Origin of the sequence: Paracoccus mangrovi (genome assembly GCF_042648425.1) — a bacterium.
Classification (GTDB): Bacteria; Pseudomonadota; Alphaproteobacteria; order Rhodobacterales; family Rhodobacteraceae; genus Paracoccus; species Paracoccus mangrovi.
In genome coordinates, this window is the sequence record NZ_JBHRXJ010000002.1 from 13853 (window position 1) to 34337 (window position 20485).

22 protein-coding genes are annotated in these 20485 nt (G+C 66.2%); 12 read left to right on the forward strand and 10 right to left on the reverse strand.

The features are described 5' to 3' along the window. Positions 1-50 precede the first annotated feature (50 nt). Positions 51-1022, forward strand: a complete 972-nt coding sequence (locus ACFOMH_RS02475) for an alpha/beta hydrolase family protein (RefSeq protein WP_377742402.1) — start codon at positions 51-53, stop codon at positions 1020-1022. Between the two features lie 114 nt (positions 1023-1136). On the opposite strand, the gene rpsU is transcribed toward ACFOMH_RS02475, so the two are convergent. Continuing rightward, positions 1137-1343 carry a 30S ribosomal protein S21 gene (rpsU, locus tag ACFOMH_RS02480; protein ID WP_010398727.1) on the reverse strand — a complete coding sequence of 69 codons (207 nt, stop codon included), beginning with the start codon at positions 1341-1343 and terminating at the stop codon, positions 1137-1139. A gap of 120 nt (positions 1344-1463) precedes the next feature. Here rpsU and ACFOMH_RS02485 point away from each other — a divergent pair, with 120 nt between their 5' ends. Together ACFOMH_RS02485 and ACFOMH_RS02490 are read left to right on the forward strand one after the other, a co-directional pair. Further along, the gene (locus ACFOMH_RS02485; protein WP_377742404.1) at positions 1464-2147 is read left to right on the forward strand and encodes a COQ9 family protein; all 684 of its coding nucleotides are present in this window, start codon (positions 1464-1466) and stop codon (positions 2145-2147) included. Continuing rightward, entirely contained in the window at positions 2144-3136 is a 993-nt protein-coding gene (locus ACFOMH_RS02490) for an NAD(P)H-quinone oxidoreductase (protein ID WP_377742406.1), read from the forward strand. Before ACFOMH_RS02485 ends, ACFOMH_RS02490 begins: the two co-directional genes overlap by 4 nt. A 235-nt stretch (positions 3137-3371) precedes the next feature. Here the strand turns inward: ACFOMH_RS02490 and ACFOMH_RS02495 are convergent, their stop codons facing one another. Beyond that, positions 3372-4019: a ribonuclease T2 family protein gene (locus ACFOMH_RS02495; RefSeq protein WP_377742407.1), complete on the reverse strand. Its 648-nt coding sequence runs from the start codon at positions 4017-4019 to the stop codon at positions 3372-3374. 158 nt (positions 4020-4177) lie between these two features. Between ACFOMH_RS02495 and ACFOMH_RS02500 the strand changes: the two genes are divergently transcribed. Both ACFOMH_RS02500 and ACFOMH_RS02505 read left to right on the forward strand, forming a co-directional pair. Further along, on the forward strand, positions 4178-4927 hold the full coding sequence (locus ACFOMH_RS02500) for a DUF1013 domain-containing protein (RefSeq protein ID WP_374425194.1): 750 nt from the start codon (positions 4178-4180) through the stop codon (positions 4925-4927). A 200-nt stretch (positions 4928-5127) separates the two neighbouring features. Beyond that, positions 5128-5277, forward strand: a complete 150-nt coding sequence (locus tag ACFOMH_RS02505) for a hypothetical protein (protein WP_377742408.1) — start codon at positions 5128-5130, stop codon at positions 5275-5277. A gap of 21 nt (positions 5278-5298) precedes the next feature. On the opposite strand, the gene ACFOMH_RS02510 is transcribed toward ACFOMH_RS02505, so the two are convergent. Further along, positions 5299-6771 (reverse strand): NAD-dependent succinate-semialdehyde dehydrogenase, encoded by a 1473-nt coding sequence (locus tag ACFOMH_RS02510; RefSeq protein ID WP_374425196.1) that lies wholly within the window; start codon positions 6769-6771, stop codon positions 5299-5301. A gap of 219 nt (positions 6772-6990) precedes the next feature. Next, positions 6991-7989, reverse strand: a complete 999-nt coding sequence (locus ACFOMH_RS02515) for a P1 family peptidase (RefSeq protein WP_377742410.1) — start codon at positions 7987-7989, stop codon at positions 6991-6993. A 117-nt stretch (positions 7990-8106) separates the two neighbouring features. Here ACFOMH_RS02515 and msrA point away from each other — a divergent pair, with 117 nt between their 5' ends. Continuing rightward, positions 8107-8691: a peptide-methionine (S)-S-oxide reductase MsrA gene (gene msrA / locus ACFOMH_RS02520; protein WP_377742412.1), complete on the forward strand. Its 585-nt coding sequence runs from the start codon at positions 8107-8109 to the stop codon at positions 8689-8691. Beyond that, complete coding sequence (locus ACFOMH_RS02525; protein ID WP_374425199.1) at positions 8691-9560, forward strand: 50S ribosomal protein L11 methyltransferase; 870 nt, start codon at positions 8691-8693, stop codon at positions 9558-9560. Before msrA ends, ACFOMH_RS02525 begins: the two co-directional genes overlap by 1 nt. Positions 9561-9822: 262 nt before the next feature. On the opposite strand, the gene ACFOMH_RS02530 is transcribed toward ACFOMH_RS02525, so the two are convergent. Further along, positions 9823-10017 (reverse strand): DUF1127 domain-containing protein, encoded by a 195-nt coding sequence (locus ACFOMH_RS02530; RefSeq protein ID WP_374425200.1) that lies wholly within the window; start codon positions 10015-10017, stop codon positions 9823-9825. 236 nt (positions 10018-10253) lie between these two features. Then, a complete protein-coding gene (locus ACFOMH_RS02535) occupies positions 10254-10973 on the reverse strand; it encodes a 16S rRNA (uracil(1498)-N(3))-methyltransferase (protein WP_377742415.1) in 720 nt (239 codons plus the stop codon). Between the two features lie 16 nt (positions 10974-10989). On the opposite strand from ACFOMH_RS02535, the gene ubiA reads away from it, so the two are divergent. From ubiA to ACFOMH_RS02550, 3 genes are all read left to right on the forward strand, one after another. After that, the gene (gene ubiA, locus ACFOMH_RS02540; protein WP_377742417.1) at positions 10990-11946 is read left to right on the forward strand and encodes a 4-hydroxybenzoate octaprenyltransferase; all 957 of its coding nucleotides are present in this window, start codon (positions 10990-10992) and stop codon (positions 11944-11946) included. A gap of 62 nt (positions 11947-12008) precedes the next feature. Beyond that, positions 12009-14300: an OmpA family protein gene (locus ACFOMH_RS02545; RefSeq protein WP_377742419.1), complete on the forward strand. Its 2292-nt coding sequence runs from the start codon at positions 12009-12011 to the stop codon at positions 14298-14300. A gap of 68 nt (positions 14301-14368) precedes the next feature. Next, entirely contained in the window at positions 14369-14701 is a 333-nt protein-coding gene (locus ACFOMH_RS02550) for a hypothetical protein (RefSeq protein ID WP_374425204.1), read from the forward strand. A 56-nt stretch (positions 14702-14757) separates the two neighbouring features. On the opposite strand, the gene ACFOMH_RS02555 is transcribed toward ACFOMH_RS02550, so the two are convergent. From ACFOMH_RS02555 to smpB, 3 genes are all read right to left on the reverse strand, one after another. Beyond that, entirely contained in the window at positions 14758-15942 is a 1185-nt protein-coding gene (locus ACFOMH_RS02555) for an amino acid aminotransferase (protein WP_377742421.1), read from the reverse strand. After that, the gene (gene sseA / locus ACFOMH_RS02560) at positions 15942-16793 is read right to left on the reverse strand and encodes a 3-mercaptopyruvate sulfurtransferase (protein WP_377742422.1); all 852 of its coding nucleotides are present in this window, start codon (positions 16791-16793) and stop codon (positions 15942-15944) included. Before sseA ends, ACFOMH_RS02555 begins: the two co-directional genes overlap by 1 nt. Before the next feature lie 122 nt (positions 16794-16915). After that, positions 16916-17389, reverse strand: coding sequence for an SsrA-binding protein SmpB (smpB, locus tag ACFOMH_RS02565; protein ID WP_374425207.1), 474 nt, complete (start codon positions 17387-17389; stop codon positions 16916-16918). Positions 17390-17715: 326 nt separating this feature from the next. Between smpB and ACFOMH_RS02570 the strand changes: the two genes are divergently transcribed. Next, positions 17716-18147, forward strand: a complete 432-nt coding sequence (locus ACFOMH_RS02570) for an ion channel (protein ID WP_374425208.1) — start codon at positions 17716-17718, stop codon at positions 18145-18147. A 38-nt stretch (positions 18148-18185) separates the two neighbouring features. Here ACFOMH_RS02570 and ACFOMH_RS02575 read toward each other — a convergent pair whose 3' ends face one another. Continuing rightward, positions 18186-18650, reverse strand: a complete 465-nt coding sequence (locus ACFOMH_RS02575) for a low molecular weight protein-tyrosine-phosphatase (RefSeq protein ID WP_377742424.1) — start codon at positions 18648-18650, stop codon at positions 18186-18188. Between the two features lie 101 nt (positions 18651-18751). Here ACFOMH_RS02575 and ACFOMH_RS02580 point away from each other — a divergent pair, with 101 nt between their 5' ends. Further along, entirely contained in the window at positions 18752-20413 is a 1662-nt protein-coding gene (locus ACFOMH_RS02580; protein ID WP_377742426.1) for a thiamine pyrophosphate-binding protein, read from the forward strand. Positions 20414-20485 lie beyond the last annotated feature (72 nt).

The window sequence follows — 20485 nt, forward strand, 5'->3', positions numbered from 1 at the left end:
CCGGGCGCAGGATTGCCTGCGCTGTCCATCTTTCGTTACGGAGCCATGATATGAAACTCGGTCATTTTCTGGCGTTGATCCTGACCGCCGGGCCTGCCATTGCCGACACATCGGCCGGTATCGCCTATCTTTCCGGCGCTTCGGATGACGCGCGGCCGCTTGCACTGTCGATCTGGTATCCGACGGCTGAACCGGCATCGGCGACCATTGGCGGAAACGCTGTTTTTCAGGGTGCGCCTGCCGCTTTGGGTGCCGCCTTGCCGGAAACGCGCCTGCCTCTGGTGGTGCTGTCGCATGGCGGCCTGCGGTCGGCCGCCGATTCCGGGGCATGGCTTGGTGCATCCCTTGCCCGCGCGGGTTTTGTCGTGGTCGAGGTGAATGCGCCGCGCCCGAAAGATGGGGTCGCCGCGCTGGATGAAATATGGCGGCGACCGGCAGATATCAGCCGTGCCATTGACCTGATGCTGGGTGATGAGGGGTGGCGCGCCCGGATCAATCAGGACGGGATTTCCGTTGTGGGCTTTGCGCTTGGTGCGACCTCGGCCCTGTCCGTCGGCGGCGCAAAAATGGATGTCGACCGATATATGCGATCCTGCGACGCGGATGGCGCGAAACAGGGCGCGGATTGCGGTTGGTATGCGGCGCAAGGCGTAGCCATGACCCAAACCAGCCGCCAGGGGCTGGCGCGGCTGATCCCGGATCCCCGTGTCACCTCTGTCGTTGCCATCGCCCCGGAATATATCCCTGCTTTCGTGGCGGCCAGGCCGGATGCTGCCACGATGCTGATTTCGCTGGGAAAGCCGGACGGCAATGCCGGCGTACTTTCGGTCGATCAAGACATCGCCTTTCCCAATGCCTCGGTTTTCGATGCATTCGCGGTTTGCACCAAGGCCGGGCCGGATATCCTGCGCGAAGATGAGGGCGATGCGTCGCTTTGTGGCGGGTCGGCACAGGCTCGCGCAGACATCCATCAGGCGCTATCCGGGGCAATCACCGCATTCCTCATGGATGGTGGAAAATAGCGCCGCCGCCGATCATCGGCCAAGGGCGGCGCAGCGGTCCGCAGCGCGCCCTGGCATGGCAAAAGAAAACCCCCGGCAAGCGGGGGTTTTCTGAACCGAATGTGGTCGCTTGTCTTACAGCGCGCCTTCGCGTTGCGCTTTTTTGCGCGCCAGCTTGCGGGCGCGGCGGATGGCCTCGGCCTTTTCACGGGCCTTCTTGACCGAGGGTTTCTCGAAATGCTGCTTGAGCTTCATTTCACGGAACACCCCCTCGCGCTGAAGTTTCTTCTTCAGGGCGCGAAGCGCTTGTTCGACGTTATTGTCGCGAACACTTACCTGCATGTGGTTGTCACCACCTTCCTAGGTTAAAGTTGAGCTGAATTGCAGGACGCGGCCTTCTAGCAGGGCGAATCGCTTTTGTCCAGATTTTCCGGGTTCTGCTTTGGCATGAGGGGAAACTGCATGGTGGACGACAAAGAGCGCCTGATCGATGCGGCGCTGAACCATGTCGTGTTCGACGGCATGGGCGATCGCGCGATCGCCGCGGGCGCGCAGGATATCGGCATGGGGCGCGACCTCGCCCGGGTCTATCTGCCGCGCGGCGGCGCGGATCTGGCCGCGGCCTATCACCGGCGGGGCGATGCCGCGCTGCGCGAGTGGTTGGCCCGCACCCCGCCCGAGGGACGTTTCCGCGACCGCATCTCGCAGGCGGTGATGCAGCGCCTGTCGCTGAGCAATCGCGAACTGGCCCGGGCCGGCGCCACCGTTCTGGCGCTGCCGCAGAACATGGGGCTGGGCGCGCGGCTGGTCTGGGAAACCGTCGATGCGATCTGGGACGGGCTGGGCGATCGCTCGCAGGACGTGAACTGGTATTCCAAGCGGACCACCCTGTCGGCGGTATATGGCGCCACGGTGCTTTACTGGCTGGGCGACGATTCCCCCGATGCCGGGGACACGCGGGCCTTTCTGGATCGGCGGATCGAGGGCGTGATGCGGTTCGAAACGGCCAAGGCCCGGATTTCCAAGGTGCCCGGGGTTTCGGCGCTGACGCAGGCGGCGACGGGCTGGATCCGCCGTCCCGGAGCCCGTGATCCCGGATCCCGCCGCGCGCCCGGCCCCGCCGCCACCGAGGGAGGGGATGGATGATCCCCGATCTCATGCAGGCCATCGAGATCTCGGCCCCCGGCGGCGCCGAGGTTCTCAGGCCGGTGAACCGCCCCGTGCCGGTCGCCGGGCATGGCCAGATCCTGATCCGGGTGGCCTGGGCCGGGGTGAACCGGCCGGATGTCTTGCAGCGGGCGGGATCCTATGCGCCGCCGCCCGGCGCCTCGGATCTGCCGGGGCTTGAATGTTCGGGTGTGGTGGCCGCCGTCGGCCCCGGGGTCAGCCGATGGCGGCCGGGCGATCCGGTCTGTGCGCTGCTGCCCGGAGGCGGCTATGCCGAATTCGCGATCTGTGCCGCCGATCATGCCCTGCCGGTTCCTGCGGGACTGGACCTGCGCAGCGCCGCCGCCTTGCCCGAAACCGCATTCACGGTCTGGTCCAATGTGGTCATGCGCGGCCGCCTGCGGGCGGGCGAACGCTTTCTGGTCCATGGCGGTTCGTCCGGGATCGGCACCATGGCGATCCAGGTGGCGCATGCGCTGGGCGCCGTGGTCTGGGCCACCGCCGGATCGGAACAGAAATGCGCGGCCTGCGCCGAGCTGGGCGCGCATCCGATCAACTATCGCGAGGCCGATTTCGTCACCGTCATGCGCAAGGCCGGCGGCGCCGATCTGATCCTCGACATGGTCGGGGGCGACTATATCGCCCGCAATATCAAAAGTCTGGCAGATGACGGCCGGCTGGTGATGATCGCCTTTCTGGCCGGCGCCAAGGCCGAGATCAACTTTGCCCAGGTGATGGCGCGGCGTCTGACGCTGACCGGATCGACGCTGCGCCCGCAATCGGAACGCGCCAAGGCGCGCATCGCGCGCCAACTCGAAGAAAAGCTGTGGCCGCTGATCGTCGGCGGTGCGGTGCGTCCGGTGATCGACAGCAGCTTTGCCCTGTTGAACGCGGTCGACGCCCATCGGCGCATGGAAAGCAGCGGGCATATCGGCAATATCCTGTTGCAGGTCTCGGCCGTGAACTAGGCCGGGGGTGCGAGCCGATCCCTCAGGATGCCTCCGGCGGGGATATTTGAACATGAAAGAAGGGCGCACACACCCCGCCCGCCGGAGCAAAGGGCCGGGGTGTGGCGTCTTCCATGGCGGCCATCGGCGTCCCCGCCTGTTCCGCAATGCCAGAATGGCCGCGAAACATTGAGATTCGGTTAATGCCCTCTTCCATGTTCAAATATCCCCGCCGGAGGCAGTCCGGCCCGTGCCATCATCGCGGCGCAGGCATCAGAAAACTGCCCGTGCAATCCTGGCTCGTATCCGGGGCGCAGCTGCGCGGTTCCAGATCGGATGTCATGCAGATGCGCACCTCTTGCAGTGCGCGGTCGCGGCAGGTGACGGTGATGCCATCCCGGGTCAGGCCGGGATTCGCCTCGATGAACGCGTCTTCGATCACCTTGGCGGGCAGCCGCACATCGCGGTCGAGCCCGCGCAGCACATCGGGGATCGTGATTGTCTGTGCCGCGTCCCGGACCAGCTTGAAATAATCCTGCGCCGAAAGTCCGCTACAGCGTCCGTGTTTTTTCCATTGATACCAGGCAAGACCGGATGAGCCCATGACATCGGCCATGGCGCGGGTCTCGCGGCGCGCGGGGTCGCGGGCCGCGCTGCGGCAATCCTGCGGCCAGCCGCGTTCATATTGCGGCCAGAGTCCATGCACGACGAAATCGGTGCGGCGACCCAATGCGCATTGGCCGGGATCGCCATCCTTGCCTTCGGCGCGACACCAGCTCGGCGACCAGCTCAGCGACAGGACATAGTAATCGAACTGACCGGCCGCGGACTGACGGGCTACCGACTGGGCGGTCGCGGAAACGGACAAAAGCAGCAGGGCGGCGAGCAGGGCGAGGGTTCTCATGGTCGCGACCCTATCGCGCCACGATTCCCCGCGCCACGAGATTCAGGCTTTATTTTGCGCCCTGACCGGCATATATACCCCGCCAATCCCCTGAAAATGGATGGCATCCGCCGAAAGCCGTTTTCCCCGGCCGGTAGAGTATTGTTAAGGAGAAGGTCATGAACAAGCCGCTGATGGCCAAGGCCACCGCAGTCTGGCTGGTCGATAACACGACGCTGAGCTTCAAGCAGATCGCCGATTTCTGCGGCATGCACGAATTGGAAGTGCAGGGCATCGCGGATGGCGATGTGGCGGCGGGTGTGAAGGGTTTCGACCCGATCGCCTCGAACCAGCTTGACGCTGTCGAGATTCAGAAGGGCGAAAAGGATCCCCGCTACAAGCTGAAGCTCAAGCACAACCCCGCCGCCGAAGGCGAGGAAAAGCGTCGCGGCCCGCGTTATACCCCGCTGTCCAAGCGTCAGGACCGCCCGGCGGCGATCCTGTGGCTAGTCAAGTTCCACCCCGAACTGGCGGATGCGCAGATCGCCAAGCTGGTGGGCACGACCAAGCCGACCATCGCCTCGATCCGCGACCGCACGCATTGGAACATCCAGAACATCCAGCCCATCGACCCGGTCGCGCTTGGCCTTGCCAAACAGTCCGAGCTGGACGCCGCCGTGCAAAAGGCCGCCAAACGCAAGGCGGCCGAGGGTGGTGCGATGACCGATGACGACCGTCGCAAGCTTTTGTCCACCGAGACCTCGCTTGCGATGTCGGACGAGCCGCGCCTGCCGAGCGCCATCGCCGGGCTGGAAAACTTCAGCCTGAGCCGCGATGACGACGATAAGCCGGCCCGGGACGACAATCTGGACGCCGACAGCTTCTTCAATCTGCCCGACGCGGATGATGAGGACGACGACGACAACTAAGGCCACGGCCTTGGCATCGGGCGGTCCGGTGGTGGCCGCCCATGCCCATCGCCGGCACGAGGCGCAGCTTTCCGCTGGCCTGCTGCGCGCCGCCGGTATTCCGGCTGAAATCCTTGATCCGTTTCAGCACAATATGCAGCCGCAGGCCGGATTGACGGCATGCGGCGCGTGGTGTCCCGTCCGGTCGGAATGAGGCGCCGATGCTTCTGGAATCCGCGGGCCCCGGCGCGAATGACGGTCACGCGGCGGTTGTCCTTGCGCTGCTGGCCTGGCGGTGCGGCGTCGCGCCGATGATGGGCGGGCTTTATCTGCGGCGGCCCGAGGAAGCCCGGGCCGCGCCGATTGCCTGACCTGCCGCCCGATCAGATCGATCAGATCGACAGGCAGATATATTTCAGTTCCAGATAATCCTCGATCCCGTAATGCGAGCCTTCGCGGCCAAGGCCCGATTGCTTGACCCCGCCAAAGGGCGCGACCTCGGTCGAGATGATGCCGGTGTTCACGCCGACGATGCCGTATTCCAGCCCTTCCTGCACGCGGGTGATGCGGCCGATGTCGCGGGCATAGAAATAGCTGGCAAGGCCAAAGATCGTGGCATTGGCTTTCTCGATCACCTCTTCCTCGGTTTCGAACCGGAACAGGGGGGCAAGCGGGCCAAAGGTTTCCTCGGTCGCGACCAGCATGTCATCGGTCACGCCGGTGACGACGGTCGGTTCAAAGAACAGCCCGTCCTTGCGCTTGCCGCCGGTGACGACCTTGCCGCCGCCGGCCAGAACGTCCTGGATGTGCTCTTCGACCTTTTCGACGGCCTTTTCGGTGATCAGCGGGCCGGTGGTCACCCCATCCGCAAAGCCGTCGCCGACGCGCAGCTTGTCGACCGCCGCCGCAAGCTTGGCGGCAAAGGCGTCATAGACGCCGGCCTGCACATAGATGCGGTTGGCGCAGACGCAGGTCTGGCCGTTATTGCGGAATTTCGACGCCATCGCGCCCTCGACCGCCTGATCCAGATCGGCGTCGTCAAAGACGATGAAGGGCGCGTTGCCGCCCAGCTCCATCGAGCATTTCAGCACCTGATCGGCGGCCTGACGCAGCAGGATCCGCCCGACCTGGGTCGAGCCGGTGAAGGTCAGCTTGCGGATCAGCGGGTTTTCGCAAAACTCCTTGCCGATATCCGAGGATCGCGACGAGGTGACGATGCTGAACAGCCCCTTGGGGATGCCGGCGCGTTCCGCGAGCACCGCCAGAGCCAGCGCGGAAAGCGGCGTCTCGGCGGCGGGGCGGCCGACAAAGCCGCAGCCTGCGGCGATCGCGGGGCCGCATTTGCGGGTGATCATCGCATTGGGGAAATTCCACGGCGTGATCGAGGCCACGACCCCGATGGGCTGTTTGATCACGGTCAGACGCTTGTCGCGCATATGGCCGGGGATGGTTTCGCCATAGATGCGCTTGGCCTCTTCGCCGAACCATTCGATGAAGCTGGCGCCATAGGCGATCTCGCCCTTGGCCTCGGGCAGGGGCTTGCCCATTTCGGCGGTCAGGATGCGGCCCAGATCGTCCTGATTTTCCATCATCAGATCGAACCATTTGCGCATGATCTGCGCGCGTTCCTTGCCGGTGCGGGCGGCCCATTCCTTCATCGCGGCGGCGCTGGCCGCGATGGCGCGGGCCACCTCGGCGCGCGAAAGATCGGCGACCTCGGCGATGATGTCGCCGCGCGCGGGGTTCACCACGGGGAATGTCGTGCCGTCATCGGCGTCGATCCATTCGCCGGCGACATAGGCGCGGGTCTGCAACAGCGAGGGATCTTTCAGAAGCATCCTCAGGTCGGTCGGCTGTTTGTTCATGATCGGACTCCTTCGCGGCATGACCAGGGCAAACTTGCGCTTTTGCCGTGACAAAGCAAGCGAAAGCCCGTTTGCGGCCGCATCATCGAAACGTGATGGATCCGGGGGGCCGCGCCGCGCGTTGGACGGTCAATCGTCAGGTATTCCCTCTTGGCGATCTCGAACTGCGGCGCGCCTGGCGCGCCGCTTTTTTTCGGGGGACCCCTTTTCCGTCGTGGATCAGCGCGGGTCGGTCCCCGCACCCGACCAGCAGGGTTGCAGGTCGCCGGGGCGCGGGCTTGCGGCATGGACGCCGCGCGCAATCGCCCGCGCCAGCACACAGGCAGCCGCATGGCCAAGCGCAAAGGGCGTTATCGCCGGATCGGGCAGGGGGCGCGCCCCGGTCGAAACCGCAAAGACCAGATCGCCGTCAAAGGGGGTGTGGCTGGGCAGAATGGCGCGCGCCATGCCGTCCTGTGCCGCCGTGGCCAGCCGGGTCAGCCCGGCCTTGTCGAGCGCCGCGTCGGTCGCGACGATGGCGATGGTCGTCGCCTCGCCCAGCCGCTTTGTGGCTTGCGGTTCATGCCCGGGATCATAGGGCCCGTTCAACCCAAGGCCGCCGAATTCGTCGCCCAGCTCATATGGCGCGGCCCAGAATTGCCGCCCGCTGCCGGCGGTGACCGAACCCAGCGCGTTCACCACCACCAGCGCGCCGATGGTGATGCCGCAGTCCAGCACCGCCGAGGCCGAACCCAGCCCGCCCTTCCAGCGATGAGTCAGCGCGCCGGTCCCGCCCCCTTCGCTGCCGATGGCGAAATCGGGCGCGGCGGCGGAAAGCGCGGCGCGTCCCAGCCCCGGATAGGGATTCGCGCCCCAATCCTTGTCACCGCCGTTCAGCAGGTCGAAGACGATGGCGCCCGGCACGATGGGCACCCGCACCGGGCCGACCTGAAACCCCCGGCCCATGGCGCGCAGCCCCTCGGCGACGCCATCGCAGGCCGCAAGCCCGAAGGCCGAGCCGCCCGACAGGACCAGCGCATCGACCGCCGGCACCATCTTGTCGGGGGCCAGCAGATCGGTCTCGCGCGTGCCGGGGGCGCCCCCCATGACATTGACCCCGCAGGCCAGCGGCCGATCCGCCAAAAGCACCGTCACCCCCGAGCGCAGGCCGTCGTCGCGGGCATTGCCGACGCGCAGGCCGGCAATATCGGTGATCAGGTTCCGTGTCCCCTGTCGCATGGCGTCGATCCCGTCCTGTTGATGTCCGGCCCAGAGAACCGGCGGGCCGGTCGCGGCGTTGCAACAGGCTAGTCGCGTACCTAGATTTGCCGCAACCGCTTTCGAAAGGATGCCACCATGACCGCGCCACTTCACCGGATCTATGGCCGCCCGCTGGATGCCGGGATGCCCAAGGGCTTTGATCAGGCGATCTTTGGCATGGGCTGTTACTGGGGTGTCGAGCGCCTGTTCTGGCAGCAGGACGGGGTCTGGCTGACCGAGGTGGGCTTTGCCGGCGGGACCGTGCCCAATCCGACCTATAAGCAGGTCTGCGCCGGCGGCACCGGTCAGGCCGAGGTGGTGCGCCTGATCTATGACAGCTCGCGCGTCAGCTATGAGCGGCTGTTGCAGGTCTTCTGGGAAAACCACAACCCGACCCAGGGCAATCGCCAGGGCAATGATATCTGCGATCAGTACCGCTCGCTCATCATGTATTTCAACGACAGCCAGCGTATCGCGGCGGAACGCAGCAAGGTGGATTACGGCAACCGGCTGGCGGTGGGGGGCTATCCCGACATCACCACCCAGATCGTGGCCGCCGGCCCCTTCTATCCCGCCGAAGAGGATCATCAGCAATATCTGGACCGTTATCCCGATGGCTATTGCGGGCTGCGCGGGACGGGCATACAGGCCCATCTCAGGGATTTTGCCGAGGATAGCTGATGTCGACCTGGACCGCGCTGACCCATACCGCCGGACGCGATGCGGCCGAGGCGCTTTGCGAACTGGCCGAGGGCATGACCCCCGAACCCGTCGGCAGCGGCGTCTTCGAGATCGAGGACGGCAGCGACCGTTGGGAGGTGGGGCTCTACTTTACCGAACGCCCCGACGAGATCGCGCTGGCGCTGCTGGCGGCGGCCTGGGGCGCCGAGCCCTTTGTCATCTCGGAATTGCCCGAGGTGGATTGGGTCGCGCATGTGAAACGCGAACTCAGCCCGGTCGAGGCCGGCCGGTTCTTTGTCCATGGCAGCCATGATGCCGACAAGATCCCCGAGGGCGCCGAGGCGCTGTTGATCGAGGCGGCGATGGCCTTTGGCACCGGCCATCACAACACCACCAAGGGCTGTCTGCTGGCGCTGGACCGGCTGATCGGTGCCGGGATCGCGCCGCAGCGCATCGTCGATATCGGCTGTGGCACCGCCGTTCTGGCGATGGCGGCGGCGCGGGTCTTTCCGGTCACCGTGCTGGCCGGGGATATCGACCCGATGGCGGTCGATGTCGCGCGCGCCAATGTGCTGGCCAACGGACTGGACGGGCGGGTGGAATGCGTCGAGGCCGTGGGGTTCGACCAACCCCTGATCGAGGGCGCGGCGCCCTATGACCTTGTCTTTGCCAATATCCTGAAACAGCCGCTGATCGACCTTGTGCCGGATATGGCGCGCTATGTCGCGCATGGCGGGCGGGCGATCCTGTCGGGGATTCTGACCACCCAGGCCGATGAGGTCGTCGCGGCCTATGCCGCCGGCGGTCTTGCGCTGGAGCGTCGCGACGATCTGGGCGAATGGTCGACGCTGGTGGTCACGCGCGCCTGATCGCGGGGCGGCTTTTCGGAGTGGGGCCGGCAAGTCCGGGACGCGCAAGGCAGGGGCCGGGCAGGATCGCGGCCCTTGTCAGGACCTGTCGCAAAGGGGTGCGCGCCAAGTCGTCGATGCCGGAATGCGAAAGTCCCGGAAAACGAACGTCCCGAAATACGAAAGGCGGCCCCTTGGGCCGCCTGAATATCGGACCCGGCTTGCGGGTCTTGTGACTGCGCCGGGCGACCGGGGGTCAAGCCTTGCGCAGAAACCGCCTTGATCAGCGGAGGTATGCGATCCGTTCGATATCGCCGCGGTTCAGACCGATATCGTCCAGCTCGCGGTCGGTCAGGCGGTTCAGCGCGTTTTTCGTCACGCGCGCATCGTTCCAAGCGGTCAGCGCCGCCCAGATTTTCGAACCAATACCGATAGAGCCCGCACCGCCATGGACGCGGTTCGTGTCAATCGCCGACATGTTATCACCTTAAATGTTCTGCCCGCTCGTCGGGCGCTGCGTTGATGCTGTGGATATAAAGCAGGCAATGCGCAAAAACCACGCATATCCCGGCATTCCCGCTATGCAGCGCCTGCATAAGGCACGGTTTTTATTTACTTTTTGCAGAAATCAACGAATTTCTGCACTGCGGCGCAATTTTCTCCCGCGCGGGTGGGGGTTTCTGGAAAAAGATTGCACCATCATCGGCGGATTGTTCAACACCAGTCGCCAATCGCGGCCTGCCACAGCGCAAGTGACGCCACGGCAGCCGTGTCCGCGCGCAGGATTCGCGGCCCCAAAGCGATCGGCGTGACGCATTCCATGGCCCGAAGCCGGCGCCGCTCTGATTCGGACCAGCCGCCTTCGGGGCCGATCAGAATCGCCCAGGGGCCGCGCGGCAGACCCGCCAACAGCTGCGCCGGCCCGGCCAGCGCCTCATCCGCCCAAAGAATCCGCCGCGCCGGATCCCAGCCATCCAGCAGGCGCGCGAGCACCGCCAGATCGACGACCTCGGGGACAAAGGTGCCGCCGCATTGCTCGGCCGCCTCGACGGCATGGGCTTGCAGGCGGTCCTGGCGGATGCGTTCGGAATTGGTGTGGTCGGTCTGCACCGGCAGGATGCGGGCCGCGCCCATCTCGGCGGCCTTTTCGACGATGAAATCGGTGCGCGCCTTCTTGATCGGGGCAAAGATCAGCCACAGGTCCGGCGGATCCAGCTGCGGCGCGGTCCGGTCAAGGGCCAAAAGATCGCCGCCCCGCTTGGCCAGCCGCTCGATCCGCGCCCGCCACTCGCCGTCCCGGCCATTGAAGACAAGGATTTCGTCGCCCGGCCCCTGACGCATCACCGAATTCAGGTAATGCGCCTGATCGGGATTCAGCGCGATGCCTTGTCCCTCGGCCAGCGGGTGATCTATGTAAAGTCTGATTTTCGCCATGATGGGGCGCAGCCTAATGCAGACCGACCACCAGACGCCAGAGGGCCAGAGCACCGTCGCCGACGCGCCCCCAGACAACTGGGTCGACCGTTACGCGCCGCCCGACTGGCGGCCATGGCTGCGGCTGTCGCGCGCCGACCGGCCGATCGGCACCTGGCTTTTGCTTTTGCCCTGCTGGTGGGGGATCGGGCTGGCGATGATTGCCGATCATCCGCAATGGCACGATCTTTGGATCGCGGTCGCCTGTGGCGCGGGGGCGGTTCTGATGCGCGGCGCGGGCTGCACATGGAACGACATCACCGACCGCGATATCGACGACAAGGTGGCGCGGACGCGGTCGCGGCCGATCCCGTCGGGGCAGGTGACGGTGACCGGGGCGCTGGTCTGGCTGGCGGCGCAGGCGCTGGCCGGTTTCGTCATCCTGTTGACGCTGGGGGGCGCGGCGATCCTTTTGGGCATCGCCTCGCTGGCGCTGGTTGCGATCTATCCCTTCGCCAAGCGGTTCACCTGGTGGCCGCAGGTGTTTCTGGGCCTTGCCTTCAACTGGGGGGTGCTGCTGGCCTGGGCGGCGCATACCGGCAATCTGGCGCCCGCGCCGGTGCTGGCCTATCTGGCGGGGATCGCCTGGACGATCTTTTACGACACCATCTATGCCCATCAGGATGCCGAGGACGACGCCCTGATCGGGGTCAAATCCACCGCGCGGCTGTTTGGCACCGATACGCCGCGCTGGCTTGCGGTCTTTGGCGCGGCCTCGGTCCTGTTCCTGACGCTGGCGGTTCTGGCGACGGGGCCAAGCTGGTCGCAGGCGCTGATCGCGCTTTTGGGGGTGGCGGGGTTTGCCGGGCATCTGCTTTGGCAGCTCGGTCGATTCGACATGCATGACGGCGCCGGCTGCCTGCGGCTGTTTCGCGCCAATCGCGATGCGGGGCTGATTGTCGCGCTGTTTCTTGCTGTTGCCGGGATCGTGTAATTGCGAATTCCCGCCGCGCGGATTACACCGTGCGGGTCGGAAACAGCCCGAAGGTCCCCCGGATGGCCAATCCCCAACGTTCCGCAGCCCGCCCGGCGCGTCGCGGAAAGATCCTTGCCGTCAGCCTGATCGCCATTCTTGCCGCGGGCGGGCTGTCCTTTCTGGGCGCGCGGGCGGCGGCCGATTTTCTGGAAGACAGTGCCTCGCGCAAGCTGGGCACGGCGCTGGCGCCCTATGACTGGGTGAGGGTGCGCACCGACGGGCTGCGGGTGCATCTGAACGGGACCGCCCCCGACGAGGTGCAGCGCTATCGCGTCCTTGCCCAGGCCGAGGCGGTCGTCGATGCCGCCCGCATCGTCGACGACATTCAGATCACCGCCCAACAGACCCAGCAGCCCCCGGATTTCGAGGTCGAGCTGCTGCGCAACGATGACGGGATCTCGATCATCGGGCTGGTCCCCGCCGATCTGGACCGCAAGGCCATGGTCGATGCGCTCAAGCGCCAGACCGGCGGCAGCAGCGTGTCCGACCTGCTGGAAACCGCCGATTACCCGGTGCCCAAGGGCTGGCAGGACGCCTTTGCGCTGGGCCTGCGCGCCGCACAGCTGGCGCCCCATGCCAAGATCTCGGTCCGCGCGGGCGAGGTGACGGTCCGCGCCATCACCGACAGTCCCGCCGAAAAACTCAGCCTTGAGACGGCGCTGAACCGCGCCCGGCCCAAGGGGGTTGAGCTTATGGCCGATGTGACCGCGCCACGGCCGCTGATCGCGCCCTTTACGCTGCGCTTTGTCAAGGATGTGGCCGGCGCGAGGTTCGACGCCTGCGCCGCCGATACCGATGCCGCCCGCGCCCGCATTCTGGCCAAGGGCCGCGACGCCGGCGTGTCCGATGCGGCGCAATGCCAGCTGGGCCTTGGCGTGCCCTCGCCGAAATGGGCGGATGCGGCGGTTGCGGGCATTGCCGCCATCGAAACGCTGGGCGTGGGTTCGGTCACGCTTTCCGATACCGATATCGCGCTGTTCGCCCCGGCCGAGGTCGAGGCCGCGCGGTTCGACGAGGTGGTCGGCCGGCTTGAAGGGGCGCTGCCTCCGGTCTTCAAGCTGACGGCCGAACATGAAAGCGCGCGCGACCGCGATGCCGGCCCGGTCGAGTTTTCCGCCGTGGTCGATGGCGGCGGCGTGTCCCTGCGCGGTCGCATTGCCGATGAGCGCATGCGCGGCGTCGTCGAAAGCCTGGCCCGGTCCCGCTTTGGCGAGGTCGACAGTTCGTTGCGCATCGACGACAAGGCGCCCGAGGGCTGGACCCTGCGCGCGATCGCCGGGCTTGAGGCCATGCAGGGGCTGAGCCGTGGCATGGTCACGGTGACGCCCGCGCTGATCAAGATCACCGGCGTGTCGGGCAATCAGACCGCATCGGACACCACGGCGGCGCGGCTGTCACAGCAATTGGGGCCGGGTGCGCGCTATGAGCTGGCGATCCGTTATGACCGGCGGCTGGATCCGCTGTTGGGGCTGCCCTCGGGGGTGGAATGCGTGGATCAGCTGAACGCCACGATGCGCGAATCCGAAATCGGGTTCGAGCCGAACAAATCCGTCATCGCGGGCGATCCCGGGCCGACGCTGGCGCGGCTGGCCGAAACGATGAAGAATTGCGCCGATTTCCGCATCGAGGCCGGCGGCCATACCGATGCGCAGGGCTCCGAGGCTTTTAACGCCGAACTGTCGCGCCGCCGTGCGCAGGCCGTGGTCGAGGCGATGACCGCGGCCGGCATCGACACCCGCTATCTGACCGCCAAAGGCTATGGCGAAAGCCAGCCGGTTTCCGACAACGATACCGATGCGGGGCGCGAGGCGAACCGGCGCATCGAATTCACCCTGCTGGCCGATGATCCGGTGATGGCCGAGGTGCCGCGCCCGGCCGAGCTGGTCAAGGGTGTGACCGATTCGCCCGAGATTCTGGCCGGAAAGGTGCAGGCCGTCGCGACGGGCGCCGCCACAGGGGCCTTGATGCCGGCGGTCGGCGACCTGATCGAGGCCCAGGCCTCGGGGACCGAGGGGGCCAATCTGGCCGCCATCGCCGCCGCCACGCGCCCGGCTCTTGGCGCCATCGGTCGGGATCCGGTGCTGCGGGCGCTGGCCGATCCGACGACGCCCGAGGGCGCGGCGGCGCGCGCCGGGACGCGACCCGCGCAAACCGGGGTCGGGATCGTGCCCGACCTGCCCGGGGCGATCATTCCCGCCATCACGCCGATGTCGCCGCCCGATGTGGCCGGCGAATTGCGCCCGCCGCCCCGGCCCACAGCCGGGGATGCCGCCGGAAACGCGTCCGAAAACGCATCCGGGGACGCGCCATGATCCGCATCCCGGTACGGCACGGCATTTCGGCCTTGACCCATAGCCCCTTGCTCTGAAACCTGTCGCGCATGAACCGTACCGAATTCATCATTGCCACCGCTGTCATCCTGTTCGTGGCCTTTGTGCTGGGCTGGTTCGCCTGTTGGCTGATCCATCGCCTGACCCGCGTCACCCGTGCCGAGATGGGCGAGTTGGAACATATGGCCCAACAGCTGCATGACGCCGAAGAGGCCCGCGACAGCGCCATCACCCAGCTTGAGGAACGCGAGGCCGCGTTGATCGCGCGGCTCTCGCAGACCGCCTCGGATCTGCATGCCGCCCGCGACGAGCTGCGCGAAACCCATGCCGAGATCGAGGAATTGCGCAGCTATATCAATCAAAAGCTGGCCCGGAACGGCTGAATGCGAAAAGGCCCGGCGGTATAGCCGGGCCTTTTGCGTGATCGCTCAGGGCGGGTTCAGATGCCGGCCTCGACGATGGCGCGGGCCAGGATCGGCACGGTCGAATCGTTCAGCCCCGCGATGTTCAGCCGCGAATCGCCCACCATGTAGATCGCGAATTCCTCCTTGAGGCGCTGAACCTTGTCGGCCGGCGCGCCCAGACGCGAGAACATGCCGCGATGCGAGGCGATAAAATCGAAACGGTCCGACCCCGACAGCGCGCGCAATTCCGACGCCAGCTGTTCGCGCAGGCGCAGCATGCCGCCGCGCACCTCTTCCAGCTCGGCCATCCAGTCGGCGCGCAGATCGGGCGAATTCAGCACGGTGGCCACGATCTTGGCGCCGTGAAAGGGCGGAAAGGAATAGGTCTGGCGGTTCAGAAAGGCCATCGCCCCCTGCGTCAGATCGCGCGTCGCCGCATCCTTGCATTGCGCCAAAAGGCAACCGGTGCGTTCGCGATAGATGCCGAAATTCTTGCTGCACGATGCGGCGATCAGCACCTCGGGGATGCGGCTTGCGATCAGACGGGTGCCGGCGGCATCGGCCTCAAGCCCGTCGCCAAAACCCTGATAGGCCAGATCGATCAGCGGCAGCGCCCCGGTTTTTTCCAGAATATCCGCGACCTCGGCCCATTCTTCGATGGTCAGGTTGGCGCCGGTCGGGTTGTGACAGCAGCCATGCAGCAACACCACATCGCCCTTTTTCGCGCGGGCGATATCGGTCTTCATGCCCTCGAAATCGACGCCGCGGGTCGCGTTGTCGAAATAGCGATAGGTCTCTACCGGCAGGCCCATGAAATTCATGATCGAGACGTGGTTTGGCCAGGTCGGATCGCTGACAAATATCCGCAGGTCGGGATTGGCCATGCGCGCCAGTTCCAGCGCCTGCCGGATCGCCCCGGTGCCGCCGACCGTGGCCAGCCCGGCGGTCAGCTCGGGCTTGTAGCCTGCGCCCAGAACCAGCTCGCCCATGGCTTTCAGAAAGTCCGGCTCACCCGAAAGCGCCGAATAGGTCTTGGTCGTTTCGCTGTCCAGCATCCGGCGCTCGGCCTCAAGCACGGCGCGCATGATCGGCGTGTGGCCATCGGCATCCTTGTAGACACCCACGCCAAGGTCGATCTTGCCCTGGCGGGGATCGGCCTTGAACTCGCCCATCAGGGCCAGGATCTTGTCGGGGGCCTGCGGTTTCAGATTGCCCAGCATCACGCGTCTCCGGTTGCGATTTTAAGGTCAGGGAAGCTGCCCCATTCGGCCCAGCTTCCGTCGTAAAGCGAATGGTCGTGCTGTCCGATGCACTCAAGCGCAAGAAACAGCGATGCCGCCGTCACCCCCGACCCGCAGGTGGTGATGACCGGTCGGGACAGGTCGACGCCGGCGGCCTCAAAGGCGGCGCGCAGCTCGTCCACGGGTTTGAGCGTGCCATCGGCGGCATAAAGCAGGCCAAAGGGCAGGTTTTTCGAGCCCGGGATGTGACCCGAACGCAGGCCGGGACGCGGCTCGGCGACCTCGCCGCGAAAGCGTTCGGCGGCGCGGGCATCGACGATTTCATGATCGCCAAGCTTGCTTGCGGCGGCGATCTGGGTGACGTCGCGCACCAGTTCGGGCCGGCGCCGGACGCTGAAATGGCGGTCGCGGATCTGGGGCGGGGCATTGTCGAGCGGGCGCCCCTCGGCCCGCCATTTGCCAAGGCCGCCGTCCAGAACGGCGACGCTGTCATGGCCCATCAGGCGGAAATTCCACCACACCCGCGCGGCAGAATGCACGGGCGAATTGTCATAGACCACGATCTGGTGGCCGTCGCCGATGCCCATGGCGCGGACCCGGCTGACGAACAGCTCGGTCGGGGCGGCCATATGCGGCAGCGCGCTGCGGGTGTCGACGATCGCATCCAGATCCCAGAAACGGGCGCCGGGGATATGGGCCGCGCGGTATTCCGCATGGGCATCGCGGTCGCCGCCCAGAAACCAGGTTGCGTCGATCACGCGCAGATCCGGGTCGGCCAGATGCGCGGCCAGCCAGTCGGTTGACACCAAAATCCCGGGATTGTCGGTCATCGCTTTGCCCTGCTGAGTTGCCCCGATGTAACCGCGCTGTCACGGGGCTGCAATGGCCGGGTGCATGTCGCGGGCGCGCCCGGCCCGGAAATGCGGCCAAGCCAGGGGCGCGCGGGCGGGGATCAGCCGCCCTGTTTCAACAGCCGCTGTTTCTGGCGGTTCCAGTCGCGCTTGGCGCTGGTTTCGCGCTTGTCGGCGGCCTTCTTGCCCTTGGCCAGCCCGATCTTCAGCTTCACCATGCCGCGATGGTTGAAATACATCACCAAAGGCACCAGCGTCATCCCCTGCCGGCCGATGGCCTGCCAGAACCGCGCCAGTTCCTTGCGCGACACCAAAAGCTTGCGCCGCCGCCGTTCCTCGTGCCCGAACAGCGCCGCCTGTTTATAGGACGAGATATAGCCGTTGATCAGCCACAACTCGCCCCCCTCGATCGAGGCATAGCTTTCGGCGATGTTCGCCTGGCCGGTGCGCAGCGCTTTGACCTCGGACCCGGTCAGCACGATGCCCACCTCAAGATCGCTCTCGATGAAGTAATCGAACCGCGCCCGGCGGTTTTCGGCAATGACTTTGTAATTGGGGTCGGATTTCGTGGCCATGATGGCCCCGAGATAAGTGCGCGGATGCGTGAAGTAAAGATTATGCGCATCAACGCGTGATGGCCGGCCCGGCGGGCGGCGCGGCCAAGCGCGGTTGAAACGGCGCAGCACGGTGCGGGTGGGGCAGAACCACGGTCCCGGCATAAGGGTCAGAGCAATCAGAAATCGGTTCATGTCAGCTTTCTGTTCTGAAAGCAGAGACTCCCGATGAAAGGGTCGCGAAGACGGGTGCGACGACTGGCCCCCATGCAAGCAATTGTCCGGCCGCGCCGGGGCCGCTAGGATCGCCATCGCAAGGGGTGCGGGGTCAAAAGGGGGCCGGGGCGATGCCGATGTTGTACCAGATCGCGCTTGGCTCGGTCTTGATGACCGGGACGATCGTGCTGGCGGGGATCACCGTCTGGCTGCTTGAGCTGGCCGCCGAACGGCATGCGCCGTGGTTTCGGCGCGAGCCACGCCGGATCAAGCTGGTTCTGGCGGTGATGTGCATGTCGCTTTGGTCGCTGGCGACGATTTCGGGCGGCGTCTGGCTTTGGGCGGTGACATTCTATCACCTGAACGCCTTTGCCACGATGGAAGAGGCGGTCTATTTCACCTTGGTCACCTTTACCACGCTGGGCTATGGCGATGTGCTGTTGCCCCAGTCGATGCGCATCATGGGCGGTATGGCGGCGGTGAACGGGATGCTGAATATCGGCGTGCTGACGGCGCTGTTGATCGAAACCGTCCGCGCGCTGCGCAGCAGGCCGCCGCATTAGACCCTGCCGCACCCGGGCATGCCGCACTGATCGGGGGGCTATTCCACCCGCGCCAGCGCGGCCACAAGGTTGCGCGCGCCCGCCCGGACATCGTTCCAGGTCGCGTCAAAGCCGGTGTCATTGCCGAAATAGGGGTCGGCGACGGCCTGTCCCTCATGCCCGGGAACGTGATCCAGCAACAACGACAGCCGCGCGCGGGCATCGGCGGGCGCGACCTTTCTGAGATTGCTCAGGTTCTGGTGATCCATGGCGATGATATGGTCGAAGCGTTGAAAATCCTCGGGCCGGATCTGGCGCGCGCGCTGGCCAGAGATGTCGATGCCATGCCGGGCGGCCACCGCCTGTGCACGCGGATCGGGGGGCTCGCCCGAATGCCACGCGCCGGTGCCGGCGGAATCGACATCCAGCGCCAACCCGGCCCGCATGGCCTCGGCCCGCAGCGCGCCCTCGGCCAGCGGTGAGCGGCAGATATTGCCAAGGCAGACGAACAGAACGGATGGCATTCCCAGTTTCCCCCCTTTTGCGGCAGGCGTTGCCTTGGCCGGTCCGGGCAGGCTACCCCTGTCTGCAAGGGACGCAAGAGGCGACGTAACGGGGGGATGATATGCGGCATGGTGGGCGGATTCTGGTCGACGCGCTGGTGGCGAACGGGGTCGGGCGGGTGTTTTCCGTGCCCGGCGAAAGCTTTCTGGCGGTGTTGGACGGGCTATATACGTCCGGCATCCAGAATGTCGTCTGCCGGCACGAGGGCGGCGCCGCCATGATGGCCGAGGCGCATGGCAAGCTGACCGGGCGGCCGGGCATTGCCTTTGTCACCCGTGGGCCGGGCGCGACCAATGCCAGCGCCGGCGTGCATGTCGCGCGTCAGGATTCGACGCCGATGATCCTGTTCGTGGGCCAGATCGCCCGCGCCGACCGCGACCGCGACGCCTTCCAGGAGGTGGATTACCGCGCCATGTTCGGCCCGCTTGCGAAATGGGTGGCCCAGATCGATCAGACCGAGCGGATCCCCGAATATCTGTCGCGCGCCTTTCATCTGGCCATGTCGGGGCGCCCGGGTCCGGTGGTGCTTTCCCTGCCCGAGGATATGCTTTCCGCCCATGCCGAGATTCGCGACCAGCGCCCATGGGCCGCGCCGCTTTCGGATGTCGCGCCGGCCTCGGTCGCGGCGATTGCCGATGCGCTGGCCGGGGCGGAACGGCCGCTGGTGGTGCCGGGCGGCACGCTTTGGTCGCAGGCGGCGGCCGCCGATCTGGCGCGGTTCGCCGAAAGCTGGGGTCTGCCGGTCGCCGTGCCCTTTCGCCGTCAGGGGCATATGGACAACGCCCATCCGAACTATGTCGGCGATCTGGGCGTCGGCATGAACCCCGCGCTGGGACAGGCGCTGGAACGGGCGGATTGCATCCTGTCGCTGGGCTCGCGGCTGGGCGACACCCTGACCCGGGGCTATGAATTGATGGATCCGACCCGGCCGCATGCGCGGGTGATCCATGTCCATCCCGATCCCGATGAGCTGGGCCACCTGTGGCGCCCCGATCCCGGTCTTGTCGCCGACCCGCGCGAGGTCACGCGGCGATTGGCCGACGCGCCCGCGCCGCGCCGCTGGGACGATTGGACCGCCGGCCTGCGCGCCGCCTATCTGGATTGGCAGATGCCGCGACCCACGCCGGGCGCGCTGCGGATGGAAGAGGTGGTCACATGGCTTGCGGACAACCTGCCCGAGGATGCGATCATCACCAATGGCGCGGGCAATTACGCGGCCTTTCTGCATCGCTATTACCGCTTTCGGCGCTGGGGCACGCAGCTTGCGCCGACCTCGGGGTCGATGGGTTACGGCCTGCCGGCGGCCATTGCGGCCAAGCTGGAATATCCGGGGCGGGTGGTGGTTTGCCTTGCCGGGGACGGTTGTTTGCAGATGACCGTGAACGAGCTTTCGACCGCCGCCCAGCATGGTGCGGCGGTGATCGTGCTGGTCGCCAATAATGGCCGCTATGGCACCATCCGCATGCATCAGGAACGCAGCTATCCCGGTCGCGTCTCGGGAACCGATCTGGCCAATCCCGATTTCGCCGGGCTGGCGCGCGCCTATGGCGGCCATGGCGAAACCGTGACCCGGCAAGAGGATTTCGCCGCGGCCTTTGCCCGCGCCCGCGATTTCGGCGGGCTTAGTTTGCTGGAACTGGTGCTTGACCCACAGGCGCTAAGCACCGGCGCCACCCTTGATCAGACCCGCGCCATGGGCGAGGCCAGCCAGCGCCGCGCCTGAGCAGGGGGGCGATGCGGCACCCGAACCGGGTCCGGCAACTGATCGGGGGATGGTGCGGATCCGGTTCCCTGT

Bases quoted from the DNA above. Each gene is read 5' to 3' on its own strand.
- ubiA (WP_377742417.1), top strand. From the start codon at position 10,990: ATGCAGACCGACCACCAGACGCCAGAGGGCCAGAGCACCGTCGCCGAC.
- ACFOMH_RS02570 (WP_374425208.1), top strand. From the start codon at position 17,716: ATGCCGATGTTGTACCAGATCGCGCTTGGCTCGGTCTTGATGACCGGG.
- ACFOMH_RS02475 (WP_377742402.1), top strand. From the start codon at position 51: ATGAAACTCGGTCATTTTCTGGCGTTGATCCTGACCGCCGGGCCTGCC.
- ACFOMH_RS02485 (WP_377742404.1), top strand. From the start codon at position 1,464: ATGGTGGACGACAAAGAGCGCCTGATCGATGCGGCGCTGAACCATGTC.
- msrA (WP_377742412.1), top strand. From the start codon at position 8,107: ATGACCGCGCCACTTCACCGGATCTATGGCCGCCCGCTGGATGCCGGG.
- ACFOMH_RS02535 (WP_377742415.1), bottom strand. From the start codon at position 10,973: ATGGCGAAAATCAGACTTTACATAGATCACCCGCTGGCCGAGGGACAA.
- ACFOMH_RS02550 (WP_374425204.1), top strand. From the start codon at position 14,369: ATGAACCGTACCGAATTCATCATTGCCACCGCTGTCATCCTGTTCGTG.
- smpB (WP_374425207.1), bottom strand. From the start codon at position 17,389: ATGGCCACGAAATCCGACCCCAATTACAAAGTCATTGCCGAAAACCGC.
- ACFOMH_RS02575 (WP_377742424.1), bottom strand. From the start codon at position 18,650: ATGCCATCCGTTCTGTTCGTCTGCCTTGGCAATATCTGCCGCTCACCG.
- rpsU (WP_010398727.1), bottom strand. From the start codon at position 1,343: ATGCAGGTAAGTGTTCGCGACAATAACGTCGAACAAGCGCTTCGCGCC.
- ACFOMH_RS02580 (WP_377742426.1), top strand. From the start codon at position 18,752: ATGCGGCATGGTGGGCGGATTCTGGTCGACGCGCTGGTGGCGAACGGG.
- ACFOMH_RS02525 (WP_374425199.1), top strand. From the start codon at position 8,691: ATGTCGACCTGGACCGCGCTGACCCATACCGCCGGACGCGATGCGGCC.
- ACFOMH_RS02495 (WP_377742407.1), bottom strand. From the start codon at position 4,019: ATGAGAACCCTCGCCCTGCTCGCCGCCCTGCTGCTTTTGTCCGTTTCC.
- ACFOMH_RS02510 (WP_374425196.1), bottom strand. From the start codon at position 6,771: ATGAACAAACAGCCGACCGACCTGAGGATGCTTCTGAAAGATCCCTCG.
- ACFOMH_RS02490 (WP_377742406.1), top strand. From the start codon at position 2,144: ATGATCCCCGATCTCATGCAGGCCATCGAGATCTCGGCCCCCGGCGGC.
- ACFOMH_RS02555 (WP_377742421.1), bottom strand. From the start codon at position 15,942: ATGCTGGGCAATCTGAAACCGCAGGCCCCCGACAAGATCCTGGCCCTG.
- ACFOMH_RS02500 (WP_374425194.1), top strand. From the start codon at position 4,178: ATGAACAAGCCGCTGATGGCCAAGGCCACCGCAGTCTGGCTGGTCGAT.
- ACFOMH_RS02530 (WP_374425200.1), bottom strand. From the start codon at position 10,017: ATGTCGGCGATTGACACGAACCGCGTCCATGGCGGTGCGGGCTCTATC.
- ACFOMH_RS02505 (WP_377742408.1), top strand. From the start codon at position 5,128: ATGCTTCTGGAATCCGCGGGCCCCGGCGCGAATGACGGTCACGCGGCG.
- sseA (WP_377742422.1), bottom strand. From the start codon at position 16,793: ATGACCGACAATCCCGGGATTTTGGTGTCAACCGACTGGCTGGCCGCG.
- ACFOMH_RS02515 (WP_377742410.1), bottom strand. From the start codon at position 7,989: ATGCGACAGGGGACACGGAACCTGATCACCGATATTGCCGGCCTGCGC.
- ACFOMH_RS02545 (WP_377742419.1), top strand. From the start codon at position 12,009: ATGGCCAATCCCCAACGTTCCGCAGCCCGCCCGGCGCGTCGCGGAAAG.